The sequence below is a fragment of the Corynebacterium frankenforstense DSM 45800 genome, from assembly GCF_001941485.1.
GTDB lineage: Bacteria > Actinomycetota > Actinomycetes > Mycobacteriales > Mycobacteriaceae > Corynebacterium > Corynebacterium frankenforstense.
In genome coordinates this window covers 2,175,702-2,196,617 of record NZ_CP009247.1, presented here as the reverse complement: position 1 = coordinate 2,196,617, position 20,916 = coordinate 2,175,702, and the positions used below count along the sequence as shown (strand labels likewise).

At 69.7% G+C, this 20,916-nt stretch carries 19 protein-coding genes and 2 tRNA genes; 15 read left to right on the top strand and 6 right to left on the bottom strand.

Going from position 1 to position 20,916, the window contains the following annotated elements:
* Positions 1–26: 26 nt before the first annotated feature.
* From pgm to CFRA_RS09600, 4 genes are all read left to right on the top strand, one after another.
* On the top strand, positions 27–1,682 hold the full coding sequence (gene pgm, locus CFRA_RS09615) for a phosphoglucomutase (alpha-D-glucose-1,6-bisphosphate-dependent) (RefSeq protein ID WP_075664479.1): 1,656 nt from the start codon (positions 27–29) through the stop codon (positions 1,680–1,682).
* A gap of 238 nt (positions 1,683–1,920) precedes the next feature.
* Positions 1,921–2,643 (top strand): DsbA family protein, encoded by a 723-nt coding sequence (locus tag CFRA_RS09610; protein WP_075664478.1) that lies wholly within the window; start codon positions 1,921–1,923, stop codon positions 2,641–2,643.
* A 136-nt stretch (positions 2,644–2,779) separates the two neighbouring features.
* Positions 2,780–2,852, top strand: a tRNA-Ala gene (locus tag CFRA_RS09605).
* Positions 2,853–2,898: 46 nt separating this feature from the next.
* Positions 2,899–2,971: transfer RNA gene (locus tag CFRA_RS09600), tRNA-Ala, on the top strand.
* Between the two features lie 92 nt (positions 2,972–3,063).
* Here the strand turns inward: CFRA_RS09600 and CFRA_RS09595 are convergent.
* Genes CFRA_RS09595 through CFRA_RS09580 form a run of 4 tightly spaced genes read right to left on the bottom strand, consistent with a single transcriptional unit; the run spans position 3,064 to position 6,615 of the window.
* Complete coding sequence (locus tag CFRA_RS09595; RefSeq protein ID WP_075664477.1) at positions 3,064–3,678, bottom strand: response regulator transcription factor; 615 nt, start codon at positions 3,676–3,678, stop codon at positions 3,064–3,066.
* Positions 3,675–4,889 carry a sensor histidine kinase gene (locus CFRA_RS09590; RefSeq protein WP_075664476.1) on the bottom strand — a complete coding sequence of 405 codons (1,215 nt, stop codon included), beginning with the start codon at positions 4,887–4,889 and terminating at the stop codon, positions 3,675–3,677. The genes CFRA_RS09595 and CFRA_RS09590 overlap by 4 nt, the downstream gene beginning before the upstream one ends.
* Positions 4,871–5,638, bottom strand: coding sequence for an ABC transporter permease (locus tag CFRA_RS09585; RefSeq protein ID WP_075664475.1), 768 nt, complete (start codon positions 5,636–5,638; stop codon positions 4,871–4,873). The genes CFRA_RS09590 and CFRA_RS09585 overlap by 19 nt, the downstream gene beginning before the upstream one ends.
* On the bottom strand, positions 5,635–6,615 hold the full coding sequence (locus tag CFRA_RS09580) for an ABC transporter ATP-binding protein (RefSeq protein ID WP_075664474.1): 981 nt from the start codon (positions 6,613–6,615) through the stop codon (positions 5,635–5,637). Before CFRA_RS09580 ends, CFRA_RS09585 begins: the two co-directional genes overlap by 4 nt.
* Positions 6,616–6,667: 52 nt before the next feature.
* Between CFRA_RS09580 and CFRA_RS11625 the strand changes: the two genes are divergently transcribed.
* The 3 genes from CFRA_RS11625 (at position 6,668) to CFRA_RS09565 (ending at position 8,409) form a co-directional block, all read left to right on the top strand.
* Complete coding sequence (locus tag CFRA_RS11625; protein WP_156888003.1) at positions 6,668–7,015, top strand: hypothetical protein; 348 nt, start codon at positions 6,668–6,670, stop codon at positions 7,013–7,015.
* Between the two features lie 192 nt (positions 7,016–7,207).
* Positions 7,208–7,666 carry a pyridoxamine 5'-phosphate oxidase family protein gene (locus tag CFRA_RS09570; RefSeq protein WP_075664472.1) on the top strand — a complete coding sequence of 153 codons (459 nt, stop codon included), beginning with the start codon at positions 7,208–7,210 and terminating at the stop codon, positions 7,664–7,666.
* Positions 7,648–8,409 carry a fructosamine kinase family protein gene (locus CFRA_RS09565; RefSeq protein ID WP_075664471.1) on the top strand — a complete coding sequence of 254 codons (762 nt, stop codon included), beginning with the start codon at positions 7,648–7,650 and terminating at the stop codon, positions 8,407–8,409. The genes CFRA_RS09570 and CFRA_RS09565 overlap by 19 nt, the downstream gene beginning before the upstream one ends.
* 106 nt (positions 8,410–8,515) lie before the next feature.
* Here CFRA_RS09565 and nadE read toward each other — a convergent pair whose 3' ends face one another.
* On the bottom strand, positions 8,516–9,373 hold the full coding sequence (gene nadE, locus CFRA_RS09560; RefSeq protein ID WP_075664993.1) for an ammonia-dependent NAD(+) synthetase: 858 nt from the start codon (positions 9,371–9,373) through the stop codon (positions 8,516–8,518).
* A 309-nt stretch (positions 9,374–9,682) separates the two neighbouring features.
* Here nadE and ykgO point away from each other — a divergent pair, with 309 nt between their 5' ends.
* The 4 genes from ykgO to nrdE all read left to right on the top strand — a co-directional run bounded on the left by ykgO (position 9,683) and on the right by nrdE (position 13,432).
* Positions 9,683–9,805 (top strand): type B 50S ribosomal protein L36, encoded by a 123-nt coding sequence (gene ykgO, locus CFRA_RS09555; RefSeq protein WP_005288826.1) that lies wholly within the window; start codon positions 9,683–9,685, stop codon positions 9,803–9,805.
* Positions 9,806–10,177: 372 nt separating this feature from the next.
* Complete coding sequence (gene nrdH, locus CFRA_RS09550; protein WP_075664470.1) at positions 10,178–10,411, top strand: glutaredoxin-like protein NrdH; 234 nt, start codon at positions 10,178–10,180, stop codon at positions 10,409–10,411.
* Positions 10,412–10,670: 259 nt separating this feature from the next.
* Positions 10,671–11,102 (top strand): class Ib ribonucleoside-diphosphate reductase assembly flavoprotein NrdI, encoded by a 432-nt coding sequence (nrdI, locus tag CFRA_RS09545; protein ID WP_075664469.1) that lies wholly within the window; start codon positions 10,671–10,673, stop codon positions 11,100–11,102.
* A 170-nt stretch (positions 11,103–11,272) separates the two neighbouring features.
* Complete coding sequence (nrdE, locus tag CFRA_RS09540) at positions 11,273–13,432, top strand: class 1b ribonucleoside-diphosphate reductase subunit alpha (RefSeq protein WP_075664468.1); 2,160 nt, start codon at positions 11,273–11,275, stop codon at positions 13,430–13,432.
* 271 nt (positions 13,433–13,703) lie between these two features.
* Here nrdE and CFRA_RS09535 read toward each other — a convergent pair whose 3' ends face one another.
* A complete protein-coding gene (locus CFRA_RS09535; RefSeq protein ID WP_075664467.1) occupies positions 13,704–14,411 on the bottom strand; it encodes a FadR/GntR family transcriptional regulator in 708 nt (235 codons plus the stop codon).
* A 224-nt stretch (positions 14,412–14,635) separates the two neighbouring features.
* Here CFRA_RS09535 and nrdF point away from each other — a divergent pair, with 224 nt between their 5' ends.
* The 4 genes from nrdF to CFRA_RS09515 all read left to right on the top strand — a co-directional run bounded on the left by nrdF (position 14,636) and on the right by CFRA_RS09515 (position 20,810).
* Positions 14,636–15,652: a class 1b ribonucleoside-diphosphate reductase subunit beta gene (nrdF, locus tag CFRA_RS09530; RefSeq protein ID WP_075664466.1), complete on the top strand. Its 1,017-nt coding sequence runs from the start codon at positions 14,636–14,638 to the stop codon at positions 15,650–15,652.
* A 1,153-nt stretch (positions 15,653–16,805) separates the two neighbouring features.
* The gene (ctaD, locus tag CFRA_RS09525; RefSeq protein WP_075664465.1) at positions 16,806–18,500 is read left to right on the top strand and encodes an aa3-type cytochrome oxidase subunit I; all 1,695 of its coding nucleotides are present in this window, start codon (positions 16,806–16,808) and stop codon (positions 18,498–18,500) included.
* A 283-nt stretch (positions 18,501–18,783) separates the two neighbouring features.
* The gene (gene serB, locus CFRA_RS09520; RefSeq protein WP_083666943.1) at positions 18,784–20,058 is read left to right on the top strand and encodes a phosphoserine phosphatase SerB; all 1,275 of its coding nucleotides are present in this window, start codon (positions 18,784–18,786) and stop codon (positions 20,056–20,058) included.
* Positions 20,055–20,810, top strand: a complete 756-nt coding sequence (locus CFRA_RS09515) for a peptidyl-tRNA hydrolase (RefSeq protein WP_075664464.1) — start codon at positions 20,055–20,057, stop codon at positions 20,808–20,810. Before serB ends, CFRA_RS09515 begins: the two co-directional genes overlap by 4 nt.
* The last annotated feature ends 106 nt before the right edge of the window (positions 20,811–20,916 follow it).

Sequence of the window (20,916 nt, the reverse complement as noted above, 5' to 3'; positions counted from 1 at the left end):
CGGACGCAAAGGAGATCCAGGACCCCATGGCACACGAACGCGCAGGCCAGCCCGCCCGCCCCGAGGACCTCATCGACATCGCCGAGGTCGTCACGGCCTACTACACCCGCACGCCCGACGCGGACGACCCCGACCAGGCGGTCGCCTTCGGCACCTCCGGGCACCGCGGCTCCTCCCTGGACAAGGCCTTCAACGAGAACCACATCCTGGCCATCACCCAGGCCATCGTCGAGTACCGCCGCGCCCACGACATCGGCGGCCCCGTCTACATCGGCCGCGACACCCACGCCCTGTCCGAGCCCGCCATGGTCTCCGCCCTGGAGGTCCTCAAGGCCAACGAGGTGCCCGTGCGCGTCGACGCCGCCGGCCGCTACACCCCGACCCCGGCGGTCAGCCACGCCATCCTCGCCCACAACGCCAAGCTTTCCGGCGGGGTGACCGGCACCGACCCGAAGCGTGCCGACGGCATCGTCATCACGCCCTCGCACAACCCGCCGCGCGACGGCGGCTTCAAGTACAACCCGCCGTCCGGCGGGCCGGCCGGCGCCGACGCCACCGACTGGATCGCCGACCGCGCCAACGAGATCCTGCGCGGGGGCCTGAAGGACGTGCGCCGCACCCCGGTCAGCGGCGTGCGCGACGAGTTCGCCGAGGCCTTCGACTTCATGGGCGAGTACATCGCGGACCTGCCCAACGTCGTCGACCTGGACGCCATTCGCGAGGCCGGCCTGCACATCGGCGCCGACCCGATGGGCGGCGCCTCCGTGGACTACTGGGGTGCCATCGCCGAGGCGCACAACCTCGACCTCGAGGTGGTCAACCCGCAGGTCGACGCGACCTGGCGCTTCATGACGCTGGACACCGACGGCAAGATCCGCATGGACTGCTCGAGCCCGGACGCGATGGCCTCGCTGATCGCCAACCGCGACACCTTCGACATCGCCACCGGCAACGACGCCGACGCCGACCGCCACGGCATCGTCACCCCGGACGCCGGGCTGATGAACCCGAACCACTACCTGGCCGTGGCCATCGAGTACCTGTTCAGCCACCGCCCGGGCTGGCCGGCCTCGACCGCCGTGGGCAAGACCCTGGTCTCCTCCTCGATGATCGACCGCGTCGTCGCCGAGATCGGCCGCGAGCTCGTCGAGGTGCCCGTCGGCTTCAAGTGGTTCGTGCCGGGGCTCATCGACGGCACCATCGGCTTCGGCGGCGAGGAGTCCGCGGGCGCGTCCTTCCTGCGCACCGACGGCACCGTGTGGTCGACCGACAAGGACGGCCTGATCATGGACCTGCTGGCCGCGGAGATCACCGCCGTGACCGGCAAGACGCCCTCGCAGCGCTACGCGGAGCTGGCCGAGAAGTTCGGCGCCCCGGCCTACGCGCGCACCGACGCGCCGGCCGACCGCGAGCAGAAGGCCGTGCTCAAGAAGCTGTCCCCGGAGGACGTCTCCGCCACCGAGCTGGCCGGCGAGCCGATCGTGGACAAGCTCGTCGACGCCCCCGGCAACGGTGCGGCCATCGGCGGGCTGAAGGTGACCACGGAGAGCGCCTGGTTCGCCGCCCGGCCCTCCGGCACCGAGGACAAGTACAAGATCTACGCGGAGTCCTTCCGCGGCGCCGAGCACCTCGCCCAGGTGCAGGAGGCCGCCCAGGCGGTCGTCTCGGAGGTGCTCGAGTAGCGACGGAGCGGGCCCGGGCGCGGGCTGTGGTGCGCGGCGCCGGCCCCGCTGCCGCGGTCCCGGGCACGCCGCGTGGGACGGCCGGAGGGGCCGGGGCACGCCGTAGCGCACCCCGCACAATGATGGGCGACCCCACGCGACCTGCGTGGGGTCGCCTTTCTGGGCTAGACTCCCTCCGCGAACCACACGGGCAGGGGCCGACCCCGTCCGTCCAACGGAAGGAAACGAGAGCGCGCACGTGAGCAGCACCGTCAAGTCGCCGAACCAGAAGAGCAACGGCTTCCTGTGGGCCGTCATCGCCGTGGTCGTCATCGCGGCCGTGGTGATCGGCTACATCATCATCTCGGGTCAGTCGAAGAGCAAGGTCGAATTCGAGGGCCAGGTCGAGCCCGTGGCCATGAGCCAGCAGATCGACGACGAGGCCTTCAAGCTGACCGCGGAGGACTCCGCCAAGACCGACGACAAGACGCCGAAGGTCGAGATCTACGAGGACTTCCTCTGCCCGCACTGCGCCGAGCTCGCCGTGGCCGACAAGGACCAGCTCAAGGACGCCATCGAGGCCGGCGACATGGACGTGGCGATCCGCACGATGTCCTTCATGGACCGCGGCAACGAGGACGGCCAGTCCCACCACATCCTGGCGGCCGTCTACGCCGTCGGCGAGTCCGGCGACGCCGAGCTGTACTGGAACTACCGCCAGTACCTGCTCGAGCACCAGCAGGACATCTACCAGCAGTGGGGCGACGAGGAGCTCGCCGACCTCGCCGAGCAGATGGGCGCGGGTGACGACGTCGTCTCGAACATCCGTGACGGCAAGTTCACCGACGAGGCCCGCCAGTTCGGCAAGGACAACGAGGACCGCTTGCGCGCCACCGACGACGGCGTGTCCTCCCCGCGCATCTTCGTCGACGGCGAGGAGATCCAGCTGAGCAGCGACTGGGTCGAGAAGGTCCGTCGCTAGCCGCACCGCCGGCGACGCGATTTCCGACGTCGCGTCGGTCGCCGTCGCCGTCCCCCGCACCCGTGCCGCAATTGCGGCCGGGAGCGGGGGATTTGGTCGTTTCCGGGTGCGCCATGTACATTGTCAGGAGTCTTGAGGGGCTATGGCGCAGCTGGTAGCGCACCACACTGGCAGTGTGGGGGTCACGGGTTCGAATCCCGTTAGCTCCACTCCGGAAAGGCCGGTTTCGGCCAGCCCGGTCAACTGAATACCCACGGGGCTATGGCGCAGCTGGTAGCGCACCACACTGGCAGTGTGGGGGTCACGGGTTCGAATCCCGTTAGCTCCACTTCCCGGAGGCGGGCCGCTCGAGAGAGCGGCCCGCCTCTTTTTTCGTGTGCGTCCCCGCGGGAGAGGAGGACCGGTGGGCGGGGAGGGGAGTCAGATCCAGCCTTCGCGCCAGGCGATGTGGGCGGCCGCGACCCTGGTGTCGGCGCCGAGTTTGCTCATCGCGGTGGAGGCGTAGTTGCGGACGGTGCCGGGGGCCAGGTGCGTGCGTTCGGCGATGGTGCGGACCGTCGCCCCGTCGAGCGCCTCGCGGAGCACGTCGAGTTCGCGTGCGGTGAGCGGGCAATTGCCCTCGGTCAGTGCGGCCCCGGCGACATTGCCGTCGATGTAGCGGCCGCCGGCGTGCACCGTGCGGAGGATCCCGGGGAGGTCGACCACTGAGGTGGCCTTGGTCACGAAGCCGCTCACCCCGGCCTCGAGAGCGCGGCGCAGGACGGCGGGCCGTGCGTGCCTCGTCAACAGGACGACGCGGGTCGAGGGCGCGTCTGCGCGGATGGCGGTGGCCGCCTCGATGCCGTCCAGTCCGGGCATCTCCAGATCGAGGACGGCGATGTGGGGGTGCTCCCGGAGGGCGGCCTGGACGGCTTCGCGGCCGTCTCTGGCGGTGGCCGCGACGATGAAGTCCTCTTCGAGGGAGAGAAGGGTGCCGAGGGCTTCTCCGATGAGGAGTTCGTCGTCGGCAAGGACGATGCGGATCGGTGTGGTCACTGTGCCTCCGTGGAAAGTGGTAGCCAGGCGTCGAGATGCCCACCGTCGTCGTCGGTGCTGGTGAAGGTCAGTCGCCCTCCCGCCCCGGCGTAGCGGCGTGCCAACGTGTCGAGACCGCTGCCCGGGGATCCGGACTGTGGCACGGCTGGGCCGGAGTCGGTCAGGGTCAGGGAGACGCCCTCGCGGCCGGCCCGCTTCTCGGGCCGGACGCCGATCTCGCACCGCTCGGCCCGCGTGTGGCGGAGAATGTTCGTGATCCCCTCGCGGATGGTCCGTCCGAGGAGACGGTCGGCGGTGTCGGAGAGGGCCGGGGGAGCGTCGCAGTCGACGCGCACGGTGATGCCGGCTGACGTGAGCACCCGGGCCGCGTTGGCCGCCTCCGTCTTGACACTGACTGCACGGTAGGCGTGCACGACGCTGCGCATCTCGTCGAGCGCGGTCGCGGCGATCTCGCGCAGCCTCGAGGCGTGCTTCCGAGCGTCTTCAAGTCTGCCGGTGTCGATCAGCCGCTGGACGAGCTGCGCCTCGACGGCGAGCAGTTGCAGGTGCTGACCCTGGATGTCGTGCAGATCCCCGGCGAAGCGTTGGCGCTCGTGGGTGACGGCGCGCTCGGCCTCCCTCGTGCGCAGATCGTCGACCTCGAGCGCGAGCGCGTACACCGCGTCCTGCGCGATAACCGCGAAAGCGAGCAACGCACCGACCGCGACCGTCAGCCCCAGATCGTCCAGGCTTCGGTCTTCCGCGCATGCGAGGGCGACGAGGAGGCAGGCGGCGGCCGCCACGGCGGTCTGCAGCGAACTCGTCCAGAGGGATCCGATCGCCACCGCGCGGAGGGCGAGGGCGACCGGTAATACCGCCGCCGACAGGCCTCCGGAGGTGCCGGGCATTATCGCGACGAGCAGGGCGGACCCGGCGACCATCGCGATGCTCCAGGTGGCCCTGACCGGTACGCTCCGCCACAGCCGGGAGAACCGGGGGCCCGGGACCGCCTCGGTGAACAACGCGAGTCCACCGAGCACACCGACGAGTCCCGCGAGAACAATCCCGACGCCCGTCATCCGGTTGTGGTCCTCAGCCACGAAGACGCCCACGGGGACGAACAGCGCCGCGAGGACGAGCACCGCGTGGGTCGATCTGATGTAGGTGGCGATCGCCGGGAACGACGCCGGCCGGGAGTCCGGGGGCATGGCGGTCAGCGACGTCGTTCCCACCGGAACGTCCGGTGCGACAGCACGCTGAGGACCACTAGCCATGCCACCACAATGCCAGCATCGGCGGCGAACCTCAGCGGGTCACCGTCGGCGGTCCAGGCTGCGGTCGTCAGATCGGCGTTGGCGACCAACGGCACGGCCCGCAGGGCGAGATGCGCCGCCGGATCAGAGATCGTGGGGAGCAGTGAGGCCGCTCCCATCGTCGCCACGAACAACGGCAGCATGGTCCACTGCGCCTTCTCCGGGTTGGCCGTCACCGCGCTGGTCGCGACTCCGGCGAGCGCGGCCACGAGGATGCCGCTGGCGCCGGCGGCCAGAATCACCAGGGGCCGGTCGGGAGTCGGAGCGCCGAGGGCGAGGAGGCCGGAGTGGACCACCACGAGTTGGAAGAGTCCGACCACGACGGGTGGCGTCAGCAGGCCGGTGATGATTCCCAGGTCGGGCAGAGGCGTCGTCCGCAGTCGTTTCAGCGCCAGTGTGTGCCGTCGGGCGGTGATCGTGTTCAGGGCGACGAAGTACACGGTGATGCACAGCACCGCCGCGGTGTGGCGGCCCCCGATGCCCGCCCATGTCCCGGCGTTCTCGGTGCGCTCTCCGATCCAGGTGATCGCCAGCAGCCCGGCGGGCACCAGCAGACTGACGGCGATCATCGCGGGTTGCCGGAGGAAGACCCATAGCTCCGAGGCGACGAGCGCCCGCCACAGCTGCGAGGTCTTCCGGACAGGTCGGGCAGATGCGGTCATGCTCATGCGTTCGTCCTCTCTCCGGTAGTCTCTCGGCCCCCGGCGTCGGCGACGTCGAGGAACACCTCCTCCAGGGAAGCCGGCGAGCTACGCAGCCCGTCGAGCGCCAGCGCGTGTTCCCGGCTCCAGTCGATGACTTTCCCGACGTCCACCTGGAGATCGGAGGTACGGATGCGCACGTGCGTCCCTCCCGTCCCGGAAGCCGCCTCCAGGTCGCCGTCGAGTCGCGTGGCCAATGCGTCCACCGTGTCGCCGGTCGCGGGGACGCTGAAACTGATCGTCGCGGGGATCGTCGCGAGTACCCGCTCCATCGGCCCTTCGCGGGCGACCCTGCCGCGGTCGAGGATCGTGACGGTCTCGGCGAGGCTCTGCGCTTCGTCGAGATAGTGCGTCGTCAGTAGCACCGCAGTGCCTGAGGAGACCACGTCCCGGATGGTCCGCCAGACCATCCGCCGGGACTGCGGGTCGAGACCCGTCGTCGGCTCGTCGAGGACCATCAGTTCGGGGTGACCCCACAGGGCCATCGCGAAGTCCAGGCGCCGCCGCTCCCCGCCGGACAGCACCGAGACGGCCTCGTGCCGTCGGTGAGTCAGCCCGACCAGCTCCAGAACCCGGTCCGTGCTGTCCTCGCGCAGATTCAGTCCCCGCCACAGGTCGAGCTGCCCGGAGACCGTCATCTCGTCGACGAGGCCCGACTCCTGCAGCATCGTCCCGGTCCGCGCGGAGATCCGGGTGCGCTCGCGCGCCGGGTTGAATCCGAGGACGTCGATGCCGCCGCGGGCGGGGCGCCGGAAGCCCTGGACGGTCTCCAGGAGCGTCGTCTTTCCGGCGCCGTTCGTGCCCAGAAGCGCGTGGATCGATCCTCGGGGGACGGAGAAACTCACGTCCCGGACCGCGGTGAAGTCTCCGTAGGAGCACCAGACGTTCTCCACCGAGACGACCGGGTCCCCGGATGCGGGGTCGTTGACTGCGTGGAAGCTCATGCCTCGAGTCTCAGGCGAGTTTCTTCCGGGCGACAGTCATGGATGTCACGGGTTGGATGACATCTGTCATTCGGTCGATGACATGTGTGTCTGGTGGCCCGGGGCGGCGACCGGGACCGTGGTGTCCATGACTGGATGGCCACAACCTGAAACTGCACCGAACCCGTCCCCGAGCCAGAGCCTGGGCGCCGACCTGATGGGGCTCGGCCCTGCGTCGACACCCGGGCGGGAGCTGCTCGCCGCGGCACTCCAACTGGGGCTCGTGATTCTGTTGCTCTTCGTGCTGTTCCCCGATCGTGTCCCAGACCCGGCGAAATGGCTGCTGCTGGGCGCCGGGGCGGTTTTCTTCGTCGTCCGTGCGGCGATCGGCATCCCCAAGTGGCGCCGTCGGTCGGCGTGACCTCGATGTCATCGGCACACATCCGGAGTTTCCCGGCGTCGACCGAGTGACCGGAGGACTCCGGGACGTCGCCGGGGACCCCGTTCGGGGGCCATGCGCCCGGACCGTCGCCGCCGCCGGTGAGACCACGTGCCCGCGCAGGCACGGGGACCGTCGCAGCGAGGAAGGCGACAAAAGGGGATAATGGGAGACATGAGTAACTACGATTCCACCGAAGGTGTCGTCCAGTACCTCGACGAGTCGGAGTCGCGGGAGAAGCTCGCCTCCGCCCAGCTGGGTCGCGTCGTCGTGCGCCGCTCAGACGACATGGACATCTTCCCCGTCAACTTCGTCATCGACGACCGCGGAGACATCTACTTCCGCAGCGCCGAGGGCAACAAGCTGTTCACCATCAACCTCAACCACGACGTCCTCTTCGAGGTCGACAACGTGGACAAGGAGGCCAACCGCGCCTGGTCCGTGGTGGTGCGCGGCAACGCCGAGCTGCTGCAGCACGCCGACGAGATCGAGTACGCTGACAGCCTGAACGTGCGTCCGTGGCTGCCGACGCTGAAGTACAACTACGTCAAGATCACCGCCTCGGAGTTCTCCGGGCGCGCCTTCGAGCTCGGAGAGGAGCCTGACGGATACGGATGGGACGGCAGGGGATAACCAAGCGCCCGGGCCAGCGTGACGCCGCGCGCGCCGAGGCGGCCGGCCTGGCCTGGCTGCGTGAGGCCAGCGACCGTGTCGTCGAGGTCCTCGAGGTCACCGACAGTTCACTGACGACGGCCCGTGTCGCCCCCGACCGCCCGACCCCCGAGGCCGCGCGGCGCGCCGGGCGCGAGCTCGCCCGCATCCACGACGCCGGCGCCGAGGCCTTCGGCTGCCCGCCGCCCGGTTGGACGGGGCTGAACTACATCGGCACCCAGTCGCAGGCCTGCGAGCCGCGGGAGCGCTGGGCGGACTTCTACGTCGAGCAGCGCGTGCTGCCCTTCGCCCGGGCGGCGCACGAGTCCGGCAACATTGACGACGTCGCGTGGGACACCGTCCGGCGCGCCTGCGCCGCCGTGCGCGAATCCGACGCCTTCGACGACGCGAAGCCGGCGCGCATCCACGGTGACCTGTGGGCGGGCAACCTGCTCTTCGGTGCGGACGGCCCGGCGTTCATCGACCCGGCCGCCCACGGCGGGCACCGCGAGACGGACCTGGCGATGCTCGACCTGTTCGGCGCGCCCTTCCTCGAGGAGATCCGCGCCGGCTACGAGGAGGCCCACCCGCTGCCGAAGGGCTGGCTGGACTTCACCTGCGTCCACCAGCTGCACCCGCTGGCGGTGCACGCGTTGACCCACGGCCCGGCCTACGGTCAGGCCCTCGAGTCCCGCGCCGCGGAGACGCTCGACCTCCTGGGCTAGCGCCCCGCCCGGGCCGCGCCTGGAACGCCGTGCGGGGCGGCTCCCACCGGCGATGCACCGGCGGTGGGGCAGGGGGGCCGATTATCTCCCCACCGGCGAACCGGTATTAACCCCGGGTGGCGTGCTCAGTGCGGCGCCACCAGGTATCGGCGGGGCCGGCCGGCAGGTGGCGCTTGTGCTCGCCGCGGCGCCAGTGCCGCTCGATGGTCTCCGCGTCAGCCGCGTCGACCGCGCGGCCCTCCAGGTAGGCGTCGATGGCCCGGTAGCTCACGCCGAGAGCCTCCTCGTCCGGCAGCGCCGGGCGCTCCTCCTCCAGGTCGGCGGTGGGCACCTTCTCCCACGTGGAGGCCGGTGCGCCCAGCCGCTCGAGCAGCGCCGCGCCCTGGCGCTTGTCCAGGCCGGCCAGCGGCAGGACGTCGGCGGCGCCGTCGCCGAACTTGGTGAAGAACCCGGTGACGTTCTCCGCGGCGTGGTCGGTGCCGACCACCAGGGCGCCGAGCTCGCCGGCCAGGGCGTACTGCGCGATCATCCGCTGGCGGGCCTTGACGTTGCCGAGGTTGAAGCCGCCGAGCCGCTCGAGGCCCAGCGCCTCGGCCGCGGCCGCACCCATCGCCGCGGTGGCCGGGGCGATGTCGACGGTCAGTGAGCGGTCGGGGGCGATGAAGTGCAGCGCGGTCTGGGCGTCGTCCTCGTCGGCCTGCACCCCGTGCGGCAGGCGCACCGCGGTGAACTCGGCCTCGCCGCCCTCCGAGCGGATCCGCTCGCAGGCCAGCTGGGCGAGCCTGCCGGTCAGGGTGGAGTCCTGGCCGCCGGAGATGCCGAGCACGTAGCCGCGCGCGCCGGTCGTGGTCAGGTAGTCGGCGAGGAAGGCCACGCGCGCCTCGATCTCGCCGGCGGTGTCGATGCGCGGGCGCACGCCGAGGGAGTCGATGATGTGCGCCTGCAGCGGCCGCGGCGAGGACATCTCCGGGGCGGCCCCCGTGGGCGAGGTGGCGGGGTGGTTCCCGGACGAGCCTGCGGTGGCGTCCCGGGCGGGGGAGGGGTTGTCGGTCGGCTGATCCATGGCTCCGACTCTACTGCCGGGGCCCGCGAGCGGTGCCGACGTTTTGGCCGATCGGCCCCGGTGCGGTAACATGGCTGCTCGTTCGTGGCCCGACGCGCCCTTGAGGCGCCGCCGGGCCGCCGTGGCGACGCGGGATGACCCCGCGCCCGTCATGCCCGCCCATCAGCTTGAGGTGCGCGAGCGCGCACGCGATACAGGAAGGAGCGCCCGATGAAGGTCCGCAAGTCGCTTCGGTCGCTGAAGAACAAGCCGGGTGCCCAGGTTGTGCGGCGCCACGGCAAGGTCTACGTGATCAACAAGAAGGATCCCCGCTTCAAGGCCCGCCAGGGCTAACCGAGGGCCCTGAGTGCGATGCCCGTGGGGCGTCGCACCACCCCGCGACGGCGGTCTTCCCCGCGACGTGGATCACCCTGTGAGGGTGTTTCCGCGCACACCGGGAAGACCGCCTTCCGCCTTTCCGGGGGAAATGCCAGCCGTGTAACTACACGGGACGGATGAGGCCTCCACATGTAGTGGCCGCATTCTCCGCCCAGCTGGGAATATCACGAACGTAACTACTATATGTAGTGAGTCTTGCGTAAACCGACCACAACGGATAGTGTCAGAGGGGTCGCGCAGGGAAGCGCTGGAAACCGCCGGGGGACCGGACGGTGGCCGCCACCCGGCGCAGGGAAACACGGGAACGAGAAGCGAGGAAGCCCCACGATGGCCATCACCGTCTACACCAAGCCGGCCTGCATGCAGTGCAACGCCACCAAGAAGGCGCTGGACCGCGCCGGCCTCGACTACACCACCGTCGACATCTCCATGGACGACGAGGCCCGCGACTACGTCATGGCCCTCGGCCACCTCTCCGCCCCGGTCGTCGAGGTCGACGGCGAGACCTGGTCCGGCTTCCGTCCGGACCGCATCAAGGCGCTCGCCGGCAAGGCCGCCTAAGAGGCAGCAACCCGGCCGACCTGGCCCGCGCCGCATGAGTGGCGCCGGAAGGTCGGCACCCGGCCGCCCGGCCCACGACGGCCCGGCGCCCATCGGGCGCCCACGCGCCCACGGTGCGGCTGCGCACCGGGCGAGCGACGCGACGTCGTCAAGCACGACGCGCCACAACTGGATGAATCGCAGAAACCCACGAAACCCCCGTGCGGGCCGCCGCGAGGCGCACCCGTAGGGGGTTTTCCCGGAAAGGACGTGAGCGGCCGTGCTGGTCGTCTACTTCTCCTCGGCCACCGAGAACACCCGCCGGTTCGTCGACCGCCTCGGGCTGCCGGCCAAGCGCATCCCACTGCACCGCACCGACCCGCCGCTGCACGTCGACGAGCCCTACGTCCTGATCTGCCCCACCTACGGCGGCGGCGCCTCCATCACCGGTAAGAACTCCCGGCCCGTGCCCAAGCAGGTCATCCGCTTCCTCAACGACGAGCACAACCGCTCGTACATCCGCGCCGTCATCGCCTCGGGCAACTCGAACTTCGGCACCGACTTCGGCCTGGCCGGTGACGTCATCTCCGCCAAGTGCAAGGTGCCCTACGTCTACCGCTTCGAGCTGCTCGGCACCGCCGAGGACGTCGACCGCGTCCGCGAGGGGCTGACCGAGTACGCCGGCGAGCTCGGCCTCGAACCCGCAGCCTGACAAGGCGCCCGGGCGCCGCTCCGGGCGGCACGGGTACAACAGAAGGGGACCTCTCCGGGACCCCGCAGACACCGCCGGGCAGACACCGCCGGAATTAGACTGCACCGCAGCAGCACCGCAACAGCACCGCACCGCACAAGAAGAACCGTTAGCGAAAGGCCAGATCAACCGTGAGCCAGGACCTGGGTAAGACCGTCGCCGAGCCCGCCCGCCGCGAGGAGCAGCTCGACTATCACGCCCTCAACGCACTGCTGAACCTCTACGACGAGGACGGGCGCATCCAGTTCGAGAAGGACCGCGAGGCGGCCAACCAGTTCTTCCTCCAGCACGTCAACCAGAACACCGTCTTCTTCCACGACCTGCGCGAGAAGCTCGACTACCTGGTGGACAACAAGTACTACGAGCCGGAGGTGCTGGCGAAGTACTCCTTCGAGTTCGTCAAGAGCCTCTTCCAGCGCGCCTACGCCTTCAAGTTCCGCTTCCAGACCTTCCTGGGCGCGTACAAGTACTACACCTCCTACACGCTGAAGACCTTCGACGGGCGCCGCTACCTCGAGCGCTTCGAGGACCGCGTCTCCATGGTCGCCCTGGCGCTGGCCGACGGCGACGAGAAGCTCGCCGAGGGGCTCGTCGACGAGATCATGTCCGGCCGCTTCCAGCCGGCCACCCCGACCTTCCTCAACGAGGGCAAGGCCCAGCGCGGCGAGCCCGTCAGCTGCTTCCTGCTGCGCATCGAGGACAACATGGAGTCCATCGGCCGCGCCATCAACTCCGCGCTGCAGCTGTCCAAGCGCGGCGGCGGCGTCGCGCTGCTGCTGAGCAACCTGCGCGAGGCCGGCGCCCCGATCAAGCACATCGAGAACCAGTCCTCCGGCGTCATCCCCGTGATGAAGCTGCTCGAGGACTCCTTCTCCTACGCCAACCAGCTCGGCGCGCGCCAGGGCGCCGGCGCGGTCTACCTGTCCGCGCACCACCCGGACATCCTGAAGTTCCTCGACACCAAGCGCGAGAACGCCGACGAGAAGATCCGCATCAAGACCCTCTCGCTCGGCGTGGTCATCCCGGACATCACCTTCGAGCTGGCCAAGCGCAACGAGGACATGTACCTGTTCAGCCCGTACGACGTCGAGCGCATCTACGGCAAGCCCTTCGGCGACATCTCCATCACCGAGCACTACGCCGAGATGGTCGAGGACCCGCGCATCCGCAAGACCAAGATCAACGCCCGCCACTTCTTCCAGACGGTCGCGGAGATCCAGTTCGAGTCCGGCTACCCCTACATCGTCTTCGAGGACACGGTCAACGCGGCCAACCCGATCGAGGGCCGGATCAACATGTCCAACCTGTGCTCCGAGATCCTCCAGGTCAACACGCCCAGCGAGTTCAACGACGACCTGACCTACTCGCACATCGGCCAGGACATCTCCTGCAACCTCGGCTCGCTGAACATCGCCAAGACGATGGACTCGCCCGACTTCGCCAAGACCATCGAGACCGCCGTGCGCGGCCTGACCGCCGTCTCCGAGCAGACCTCCATCGACTCGGTGCCCTCGATCCGCGAGGGCAACAAGGCGGCCCACGCCATCGGCCTGGGCCAGATGAACCTGCACGGCTACCTCGGCCGCGAGCACATCCACTACGGCTCGGAGGAGGGCCTGGACTTCACCAACGCCTACTTCGCCGCGGTGCTCTTCGCCGCGCTGCGCGCCTCCAACAAGCTTGCCGAGGAGCGGGGCGAGACCTTCGAGAACTTCGAGAACTCCGACTACGCCGACGGCTCCTACTTCGACCGCTTCGACCCGGCCGAGTTCGCGCCGCGCACCGAGCGCGTCCGCGAGCTCTTCGCCGCCTCCAGCATCCACACCCCGACCGCCGAGGACTGGGCGCAGCTGAAGGCCGACGTCATGGAGCACGGCCTGTTCAACCGCAACCTGCAGGCCATCCCGCCGACGGGCTCGATCTCCTACATCAACAACTCGACGTCCTCGATCCACCCGATCGCCTCCAAGATCGAGATCCGCAAGGAGGGCAAGATCGGCCGCGTCTACTACCCGGCGCCGCACATGGACAACGAGAACCTGGAGTACTTCCGGGACGCCTACGAGATCGGCTACGAGAAGATCGTCGACACCTACGCCGAGGCGACCAAGTACGTCGACCAGGGCCTGTCGCTGACGCTCTTCTTCAAGGACACGGTGACCACCCGTGACCTCAACAAGGCCCAGATCTACGCCTGGCGCAAGGGCATCAAGACCCTCTACTACATCCGCCTGCGCCAGATGGCGCTCGCCGGCACCGAGGTCGAGGGCTGCGTGAGCTGCATGCTCTAGGCCGCGGCCGGGTGCGAGCCCGAAATTGCCGACGACCCCGCCACGCCCGCGCCGTGCTTCCCTTCCGGGAGGTGCGGTGCGGGCGTTTTGGTGTGCGAGGGAGCGGGGGAGTGTGCGAAACGGGTGCCGTCATGCGCCGTGGGCGAACAGCGGGGGTGGAGCCGGCGCAACGGGTGTCGTTGCTCGCCCCCGGCGCAACGGGTGCCGTCATGCGCCGTGGGCGCAGTGCGCGGCGTCGGCAAGCGAACGGGCGGAGGCGCCGAACCAGGAACTAGTACGCCTGGGCGTCGACCTCGACGAGCAGCGCGCGGCTGAGCTCCGCGGCGTGGCCGGCGTCGCCGTCGGCGATGGCGCGGGCCAGGTCGAGGTGGTGGTGGACCGACTTGTCGGAGAGGCGGGCCGGCTGCAGGCCGAACTCGGTGCGCCCGCGCATCACGGAGACGACGGACTCGGTCAGGGCGACGATCATCTCGTTGGCGGAGGCCTCGAGAATCAGGGAGTGGAAGGCGACGTCGACCTCGAGGAAGTCGTCGGTGTTGGCGCGGCCGGCGGCACCGATCCTGCCCAGGCGGTCGGCCATTTCGAGCAGCTCGGCACGCTGGGCCTCGGTGGCGTGGCGCGCGGCCTCGCGGGCGGCGACCGGCTCGATCGCGGTGCGCAGCAGCGCCAGGGAGCGCAGCTGGTCCTCGCGGGTCTGCCGGGAGTTCAGCCGCCAGCGGATCACCGCCTGGTCGAGCACGGACCACTGGGCCATCGGCTGCACGGTCAGCCCCACCCGGCGGGAGGACGCGACCAGCCCCAGCTGCTCGAGGGCGCGCATCACCTCGCGGGCGACTGTGCGCGAGATGCCGAAGCGCTCGCTGAGGTCGCCGAGGGTGAACACGGAGCCGACGGGCATCTCCCCGGAGCAGATCTCGCCGCCGAGAACGTCGAGCACGTACTCCAGCAGCGGCCCCGTCCCCGGGTTCGTGCGCGCCATGAGTCCTGCCTTTCGCGGTCCTTGGGTTTCACTTCAACTGTAGTTCATACGGTGTGACCTGCGGCCACGGCCCCCGTCACGCGGTGGCGCGCGGCCGGGTAGATTGGGTGGGCAAGCCGCGCGCGCCGCCGCCGGCCCCGCGCCCCGCCCACGCCGGCGGGCGCCGGGGCCCGCAGGGCCGGCCGCGCGAGACGGAGACCAGCAGTTTTCAAAGGAGCGCACCGATGGCTGAGACCCCGGAACACGTTGAACCGCGCGAGGACTACGACGACTACATCGCCGACCACGGCGACGTGGTCAAGGCGATCAACTGGAACGAGATCCCCGACGAGAAGGACCTCGAGGTCTGGGACCGCCTGACCGGCAACTTCTGGCTGCCGGAGAAGGTCCCGGTCTCCAACGACATCAAGTCCTGGTCCACGCTCAACGAGCTGGAGCAGCAGACGACCATGCGTGTCTTCACCGGCCTGACGCTGCTGGACACGATCCAGGGCACCGTCGGCGCGGTCTCGCTGCTGCCGGACGCGACGACGCTGCACGAGGAGGCGGTGTACACCAACATCGCGTTCATGGAGAGCGTGCACGCCAAGAGCTACTCGAACATCTTCATGACCCTGGCGAACACGCCGATGATCAACGACGCCTTCCGCTGGTCCGAGGAGAACGAGAACCTCCAGCGCAAGGCCAAGATCGTGCTGTCCTACTACGAGGGCGAGGACCCGCTGCGCAAGAAGGTCGCCTCCACGCTGCTGGAGTCCTTCCTCTTCTACTCGGGCTTCTACCTGCCGATGTACTGGTCCAGCCACGCGAAGCTGACCAACACGGCGGACATCATCCGCCTGATCATCCGTGACGAGGCCGTGCACGGCTACTACATCGGCTACAAGTTCCAGCGTGGCCAGGAGAAGATCACGCAGGCCGAGCGGGACGACCTCAAGGAGTACACCTTCGACCTGCTCTACGACCTCTACGACAACGAGCTGCAGTACACCGAGGACCTCTACGACGAGCTCGGCTGGACCGAGGACGTCAAGCGCTTCCTGCGCTACAACGCCAACAAGGCGCTGATGAACCTCGGCTACGAGGGGCTCTTCCCGGCCGACGAGACCCGCGTCTCCCCGGCGATCCTCTCCGCGCTGTCGCCGAACGCCGACGAGAACCACGACTTCTTCTCCGGTTCCGGTTCCTCCTACGTCATCGGCAAGGCCGAGGAGACCACGGACGACGACTGGGACTTCTAGCCCCCGCGGCGGCTGCCGCGCCCGATTGCCGACGTCCCATCGGTCCCGCAGGCGGTTCCGTCCCGGTCGCCGCGGCGCGCGTGGTTGCCTGCCGGGGCTGCGTGGCAGGTTGAGTGCCCCACTCCGCGATCGCCTCGCGTGCTGAAGGCCCGGGCTTCACGTCCGGGCCTTTTCTCGTGTCTCCCTGAAGGTCTTCCCGGGCGATCGGCACCGCTGCATCGTCTGCCGAGGCCTTCCGCCCGCTTCACGCCTTCCTCTCCTCTATCTCTTGTCGCCACGGTTGCGGCGCCCTCGCCCTCCGCGCCGTCCGCAGCGGCAGAGCGTCGCCCGCTCGCGCTCGGCGGGCCCGCGCCTGCGCCGGCGTCGCCGGGCCGTCCGCGCCGCCCGCGTCGACGACCAAGCCGTCACTGTTTTCTCCTCCGCGTGCCGCACCCCGGTGGTGTCGCCGGTTCCGACGCTGAGTCATGCTTCGCACTGCCTCTCGGTCTGTGTTGCCCGGGTCGCCGGGCCGTCCGCGCCGTCCGCAGCGGCAGAGCGTCGCCCGCTCGCGCTCGGCGAGTACCCATCGGCACCCAGCCGTTCAGCCCGGCCTTCGGCGTCGCCTGCTCGCGATCGGCTGGCCCGCGCCTGCGCCCGGGTCGCCGGGTCTCACCTGTTCGCGCCTGCTCGCTCCTGTGCCTACCCGTTCCGATTCCCGTGACTGGCGGGACGGGCGTTATGCCCGTGACTGCCGGGGCGCTCCCGCGGCCGGCGGGTCCGTGCCGGAGTGGGGGAGCGTCCGGACGACACGCCGCCTACACCTTTTGGCTAAGCCCCCCAGGGGGTAACCGAATTGCCGCATTTCGGGGGCGGTGGCGATCCGCCTCCGGGGCGTGCCGGCCGCGGCCCCGAAGGGAGGTCACGTCCACCTGCCGCCGGGAGGCCGCCGGGGCGGCCCGTGACGCTGGGACAACGCTGAAATCTCTGAATGAAACCTGCTCGCGGGGCCGCCGCATGCCCCGGAACCTGCGCCGACATGCTCCGCGACGGTGCCGCCACGGCGGTCCCGGAGGCCTCGCTGTATCTGGCATCGACGCCGGGAACTGGCTTAGGATTGGGCGTGTAACACTTGCGGCGACCCCGGTCCGGGGTCGCTTATAGTCAGGAGGAATTTATGACTGCTGTGGCACCACGGCGCGAAACCCATGTCGCGCCGGCGCGCCCGGAGCCCACGGGCAACGCCCGCAAGGGCTCCAAGTTCTGGATGCTGCTGACGACCACCGACCACAAGCAGCTCGGCATCATGTACATCATCATGTCGATGATCTGGTTCTTCGTCGGTGGCCTGATGGCGCTGATCATCCGTGCGGAGCTCTTCAGCCCCGGCCTGCAGTTCCTGTCCAACGAGCAGTTCAACCAGCTGTTCACCATGCACGGCACGGTGATGCTGCTGGCGTTCGGTACCCCGATCGTCTGGGGCTTCGCCAACTACGTGCTGCCGCTGCAGATCGGCGCGCCGGACGTGGCCTTCCCGCGTCTGAACTCGTTCGGCTTCTGGATCACCCAGCTCGGCGTCGTCGCCATGCTGCTCGGCTTCATCACCCCCGGTGGTGCCGCCGACTTCGGCTGGACGATGTACTCGCCGCTGTCCGACTCAATCCACACCCCGGGTGTGGGCGCTGACTTCTGGATCATCGGCGTCGGCGCCACCGGTATCGGCACCGTCGCCTCCGCGATCAACATGCTGACCACCATCCTGTGCCTGCGAGCCCCCGGCATGACCATGTTCCGCATGCCGGTCTTCACCTGGAACATCCTGGTGGCCTCCGTCATCGCGCTGCTGATCTTCCCGCTGCTGCTGGCCGCGGCCCTCGGCATCCTCTACGACCGCAAGCTGGGCGGCCACATCTACGACCCGGGCAACGGCGGCTCCATCCTGTGGCAGCACCTGTTCTGGTTCTTCGGCCACCCCGAGGTCTACGTCCTGGCACTGCCGTTCTTCGGCATCATCTCCGAGGTCATCCCGGTCTTCAGCCGTAAGCCGATGTTCGGCTACGTCGGCCTGGTCTTCGCCACCCTGTCCATCGGTGCCCTGTCGATGGCCGTGTGGGCGCACCACATGTTCGTCACCGGCGCGATCCTGCTGCCGTTCTTCTCGTTCATGACCTTCCTGATCTCCGTGCCGACCGGCGTGAAGTTCTTCAACTGGACCGGCACCATGTGGAAGGGGCACATCACCTGGGAGACCCCGATGATCTTCGCCGTGGGCTTCATGGCGACCTTCCTCTTCGGTGGTCTGACCGGCATCATGCTGGCCTCCCCGCCGCTGGACTTCCACCTGGCGGACTCCTACTTCCTGATCGCGCACTTCCACTACACCCTGTTCGGCACGCTGGTGTTCGCCTCCTTCTCGGGCATCTACTTCTGGTTCCCGAAGATGACGGGCCGCATGCTGGACGAGCGTCTGGGCAAGATCCACTTCTGGCTGACCTTCATCGGCTTCCAGGGCACCTTCCTGGTCCAGCATTGGCTGGGCAACATGGGCATGCCGCGTCGTTACGCGGACTACCTGGACTCCGACGGCTTCACCACCCTGAACCAGGTCTCCACGATCTTCTCCTTCCTGCTGGGTCTGTCGGTCCTGCCGTTCATCTGGAACGTCTTCAAGTCCTGGCGCTACGGCGAGGTCGTCACCGTCGACGACCCGTGGGGCTACGGCAACTCCCTCGAGTGGGCCACCTCCTGCCCGCCGCCGCGCCACAACTTCACCTCGATGCCGCGCATCCGCTCCGAGCGCCCGGCCTTCGAGCTGCACTACCCGCACATGGTCGAGCGCATGCGCCGCGAGGCCCACACCGGGAGCCACTGACGGCCACCCCGTAGCGACCATGGAGCGCACATCTCCTGACTGAAAGCTCGGACCTCCCCCTCCCGCCCGCACCGCGGGCGACGGGGCGGGGTCCGAACTTTTTGCGTTCCGGGCCTGCCGTAGGCTTCATGTGACACCCCTCTGCGGGCGGAGGCGGTCGCCTATCGGGCGCCGCCGCGCCGGCCGGCCGCCCGGGTCCCCGCACCCGCCGGCGCAGCAACCACCACCCGATCTTCAGACAACCCCTCGTTCGAGCGTCCAAGGACAAGGAAGCTTCATCACCGTGACCGACACCCACGACAACCCCACCGAGTACCGCGTCGAGCTCCAGGACGGGCTGACCCCCGCGGTGATCACGGTCTCCGGCCCCGACCGCCCGGGCGTCTCCGCCGCGTTCTTCCGCGTGCTCTCCGCCCACGAGGTCCAGCTGCTCGACGTCGAGCAGTCCGAGTTCCGTGGCCGCCTCCAGCTCGCCGCCTTCGTCGGCGTCACCCCCGAGCGCACCGACGTGCTGCGCGACGGCCTGGAGACCACGCTGCGCGCCCACGATCAGCGCGTGACGGTCGAGCTGCCGGAGCAGCCGGCGGTGGGGCGCCCGCGCTCCACCCACGTCGTCGTGATCCTGGGCAACCCGGTCACGGCCCGCGACGTCTCGGCCGTCGGCCAGACGCTGGCGGACTACGGCGCGAACATCGACCGCATCCGCGGCGTGGCCGACTACCCGGTCACGGGCCTCGAGCTGCGCATCACGATCGCCGACCCGGAGCCGGGCGGCGGCGCGGCGCTGCGCAAGGCGCTGGCCGAGCGCACCTCCGAGCTGGGTGTGGACATCGCCATCGAGCGCGCGGGTCTGCTGCGCCGCTCCAAGCGCCTGATCTGCTTCGACTGCGACTCCACCCTGATCACGGGCGAGGTCATCGAGATGCTGGCCGCCCACGCGGGCAAGGAGGCCGAGGTCGCCGAGGTCACCGCCCGCGCCATGCGCGGCGAGCTGGACTTCGAGGAGTCCCTGCGCGAGCGCGTCGCCACGCTCAAGGGCCTGGACGTCTCCGTGCTCGACGAGACGGCCGCCGCCATCGAGCTGACGCCGGGCGCGCGCACGACGATCCGCACCCTGAAGAAGATGGGCTACTCCGTGGCCGTCGTCTCGGGCGGCTTCACCCGCGTGCTCGAGGGCCTGGCCGAGGAGCTCGAGCTCGACTACGTGCGCGCGAACACCCTGGAGATCGAGGACGGCAAGCTGACCGGCCGCGTGCTCGGCGACGTCGTCGACCGCGCCGCCAAGGCGAACTTCCTGCGCTCCTTCGCCGAGGCCGAGGGCCTGCAGATGCACCAGACCGTCGCGGTCGGCGACGGCGCCAACGACATCGACATGCTCTCCGCCGCCGGCCTGGGCATCGCCTTCAATGCGAAGCCCGCCCTGCGCGAGGTCGCCGACACCTCCGTCAACCACCCCTTCCTCGACGAGGTGCTCTACATCCTGGGTGTGCCGCGCGAGGAGGTCGACTCCTCCGACCTGGAGGAGGGCACGTTCCGCAAGGTGGCGCTGGAGCGTTGACACCCCCGCTTGACGACGTCGCGTCGGTGCGCGTCGCGCACCAGTTCCTGCGGGCGTCGGTCAGTGCCGACCCCGCCGACCGGGACGAGGACCCGTCGCGCCCGGAGACGGTCCAGGCGATGCAGATCGCCCTGGAGATCCCGAAGCAGGACCCGCCGGCGCGCACGGACCTGCTGGAGGCGGCCGCGCGTGCGGTGGTGGCGGTCTGCCTGGACCCGCGTGCGGGGCAGGACGGGCCGTGGCGCGAGGGGCTGGCGGCCTGGTACGGCCACCGCATCCGCAAGGTGGCCCGCCGGGCGCGCAACAAGGCGTGGCGTGACGTGCAGGCGCTGCCCGGCGTGACGGTGACGCAGAACGGCACCTCGGCGCGCGCGTTCGTGCCCTCGGCCGTCTCCGAGGTGCCGCACGCCGTGTCGAAGCTGCAGATCCGCGGCACGGACCTCGAGGCCGACGAGCCGGGCGAGGTCCCGGAGGGCGCCGCGCTGATCCTCGTCGACGAGGCGCTGGCGATGAGCACGGGCAAGGACGCCGCCCAGGTCGGTCACGCCTCGATGCTGCTGGCCGCGGCGATGGACACCGATTCGGCGGTCGCGTGGGCGGCGGCGGGATTCCCGCTGGCGGTGCGCGAGGTGCCGGCCGCCGAGTTCACCCGGGCGGCGGAGCGTGCCGACGCCGTCGTCGTCCGCGACGCCGGCTTCACCGAGGTCGCCCCGGGTTCCGCCACCGCGGTGGCCCTCCCACCGCGCCGCTGACCTGAACCGCACCCGGTCCGCGGGACGCTCCGTAGGGCCTGCTCGGCGTTGTGCGTCAAGGGGAAAGCTGGCTCCGCTGGGGCGCCGAGATGGTGCATAGGCTGGA

Bases quoted from the DNA above. Each gene is read 5' to 3' on its own strand.
- CFRA_RS09580 (WP_075664474.1), bottom strand. From the start codon at position 6,615: ATGAGCTTCCACGCAGTCAACGACCCCGCATCCGGGGACCCGGTCGTC.
- nadE (WP_075664993.1), bottom strand. From the start codon at position 9,373: ATGTCCTCGCCGCGGCCGCTGCAGGCGCACATCATCGACTCCCTCGGC.
- nrdH (WP_075664470.1), top strand. From the start codon at position 10,178: ATGGCCATCACCGTCTACACCAAGCCGGCCTGCATGCAGTGCAACGCC.
- CFRA_RS09535 (WP_075664467.1), bottom strand. From the start codon at position 14,411: ATGGCGCGCACGAACCCGGGGACGGGGCCGCTGCTGGAGTACGTGCTC.
- CFRA_RS09565 (WP_075664471.1), top strand. From the start codon at position 7,648: ATGGGACGGCAGGGGATAACCAAGCGCCCGGGCCAGCGTGACGCCGCG.
- CFRA_RS09585 (WP_075664475.1), bottom strand. From the start codon at position 5,638: ATGAGCATGACCGCATCTGCCCGACCTGTCCGGAAGACCTCGCAGCTG.
- CFRA_RS09570 (WP_075664472.1), top strand. From the start codon at position 7,208: ATGAGTAACTACGATTCCACCGAAGGTGTCGTCCAGTACCTCGACGAG.
- pgm (WP_075664479.1), top strand. From the start codon at position 27: ATGGCACACGAACGCGCAGGCCAGCCCGCCCGCCCCGAGGACCTCATC.
- ctaD (WP_075664465.1), top strand. From the start codon at position 16,806: ATGACTGCTGTGGCACCACGGCGCGAAACCCATGTCGCGCCGGCGCGC.
- nrdF (WP_075664466.1), top strand. From the start codon at position 14,636: ATGGCTGAGACCCCGGAACACGTTGAACCGCGCGAGGACTACGACGAC.
- ykgO (WP_005288826.1), top strand. From the start codon at position 9,683: ATGAAGGTCCGCAAGTCGCTTCGGTCGCTGAAGAACAAGCCGGGTGCC.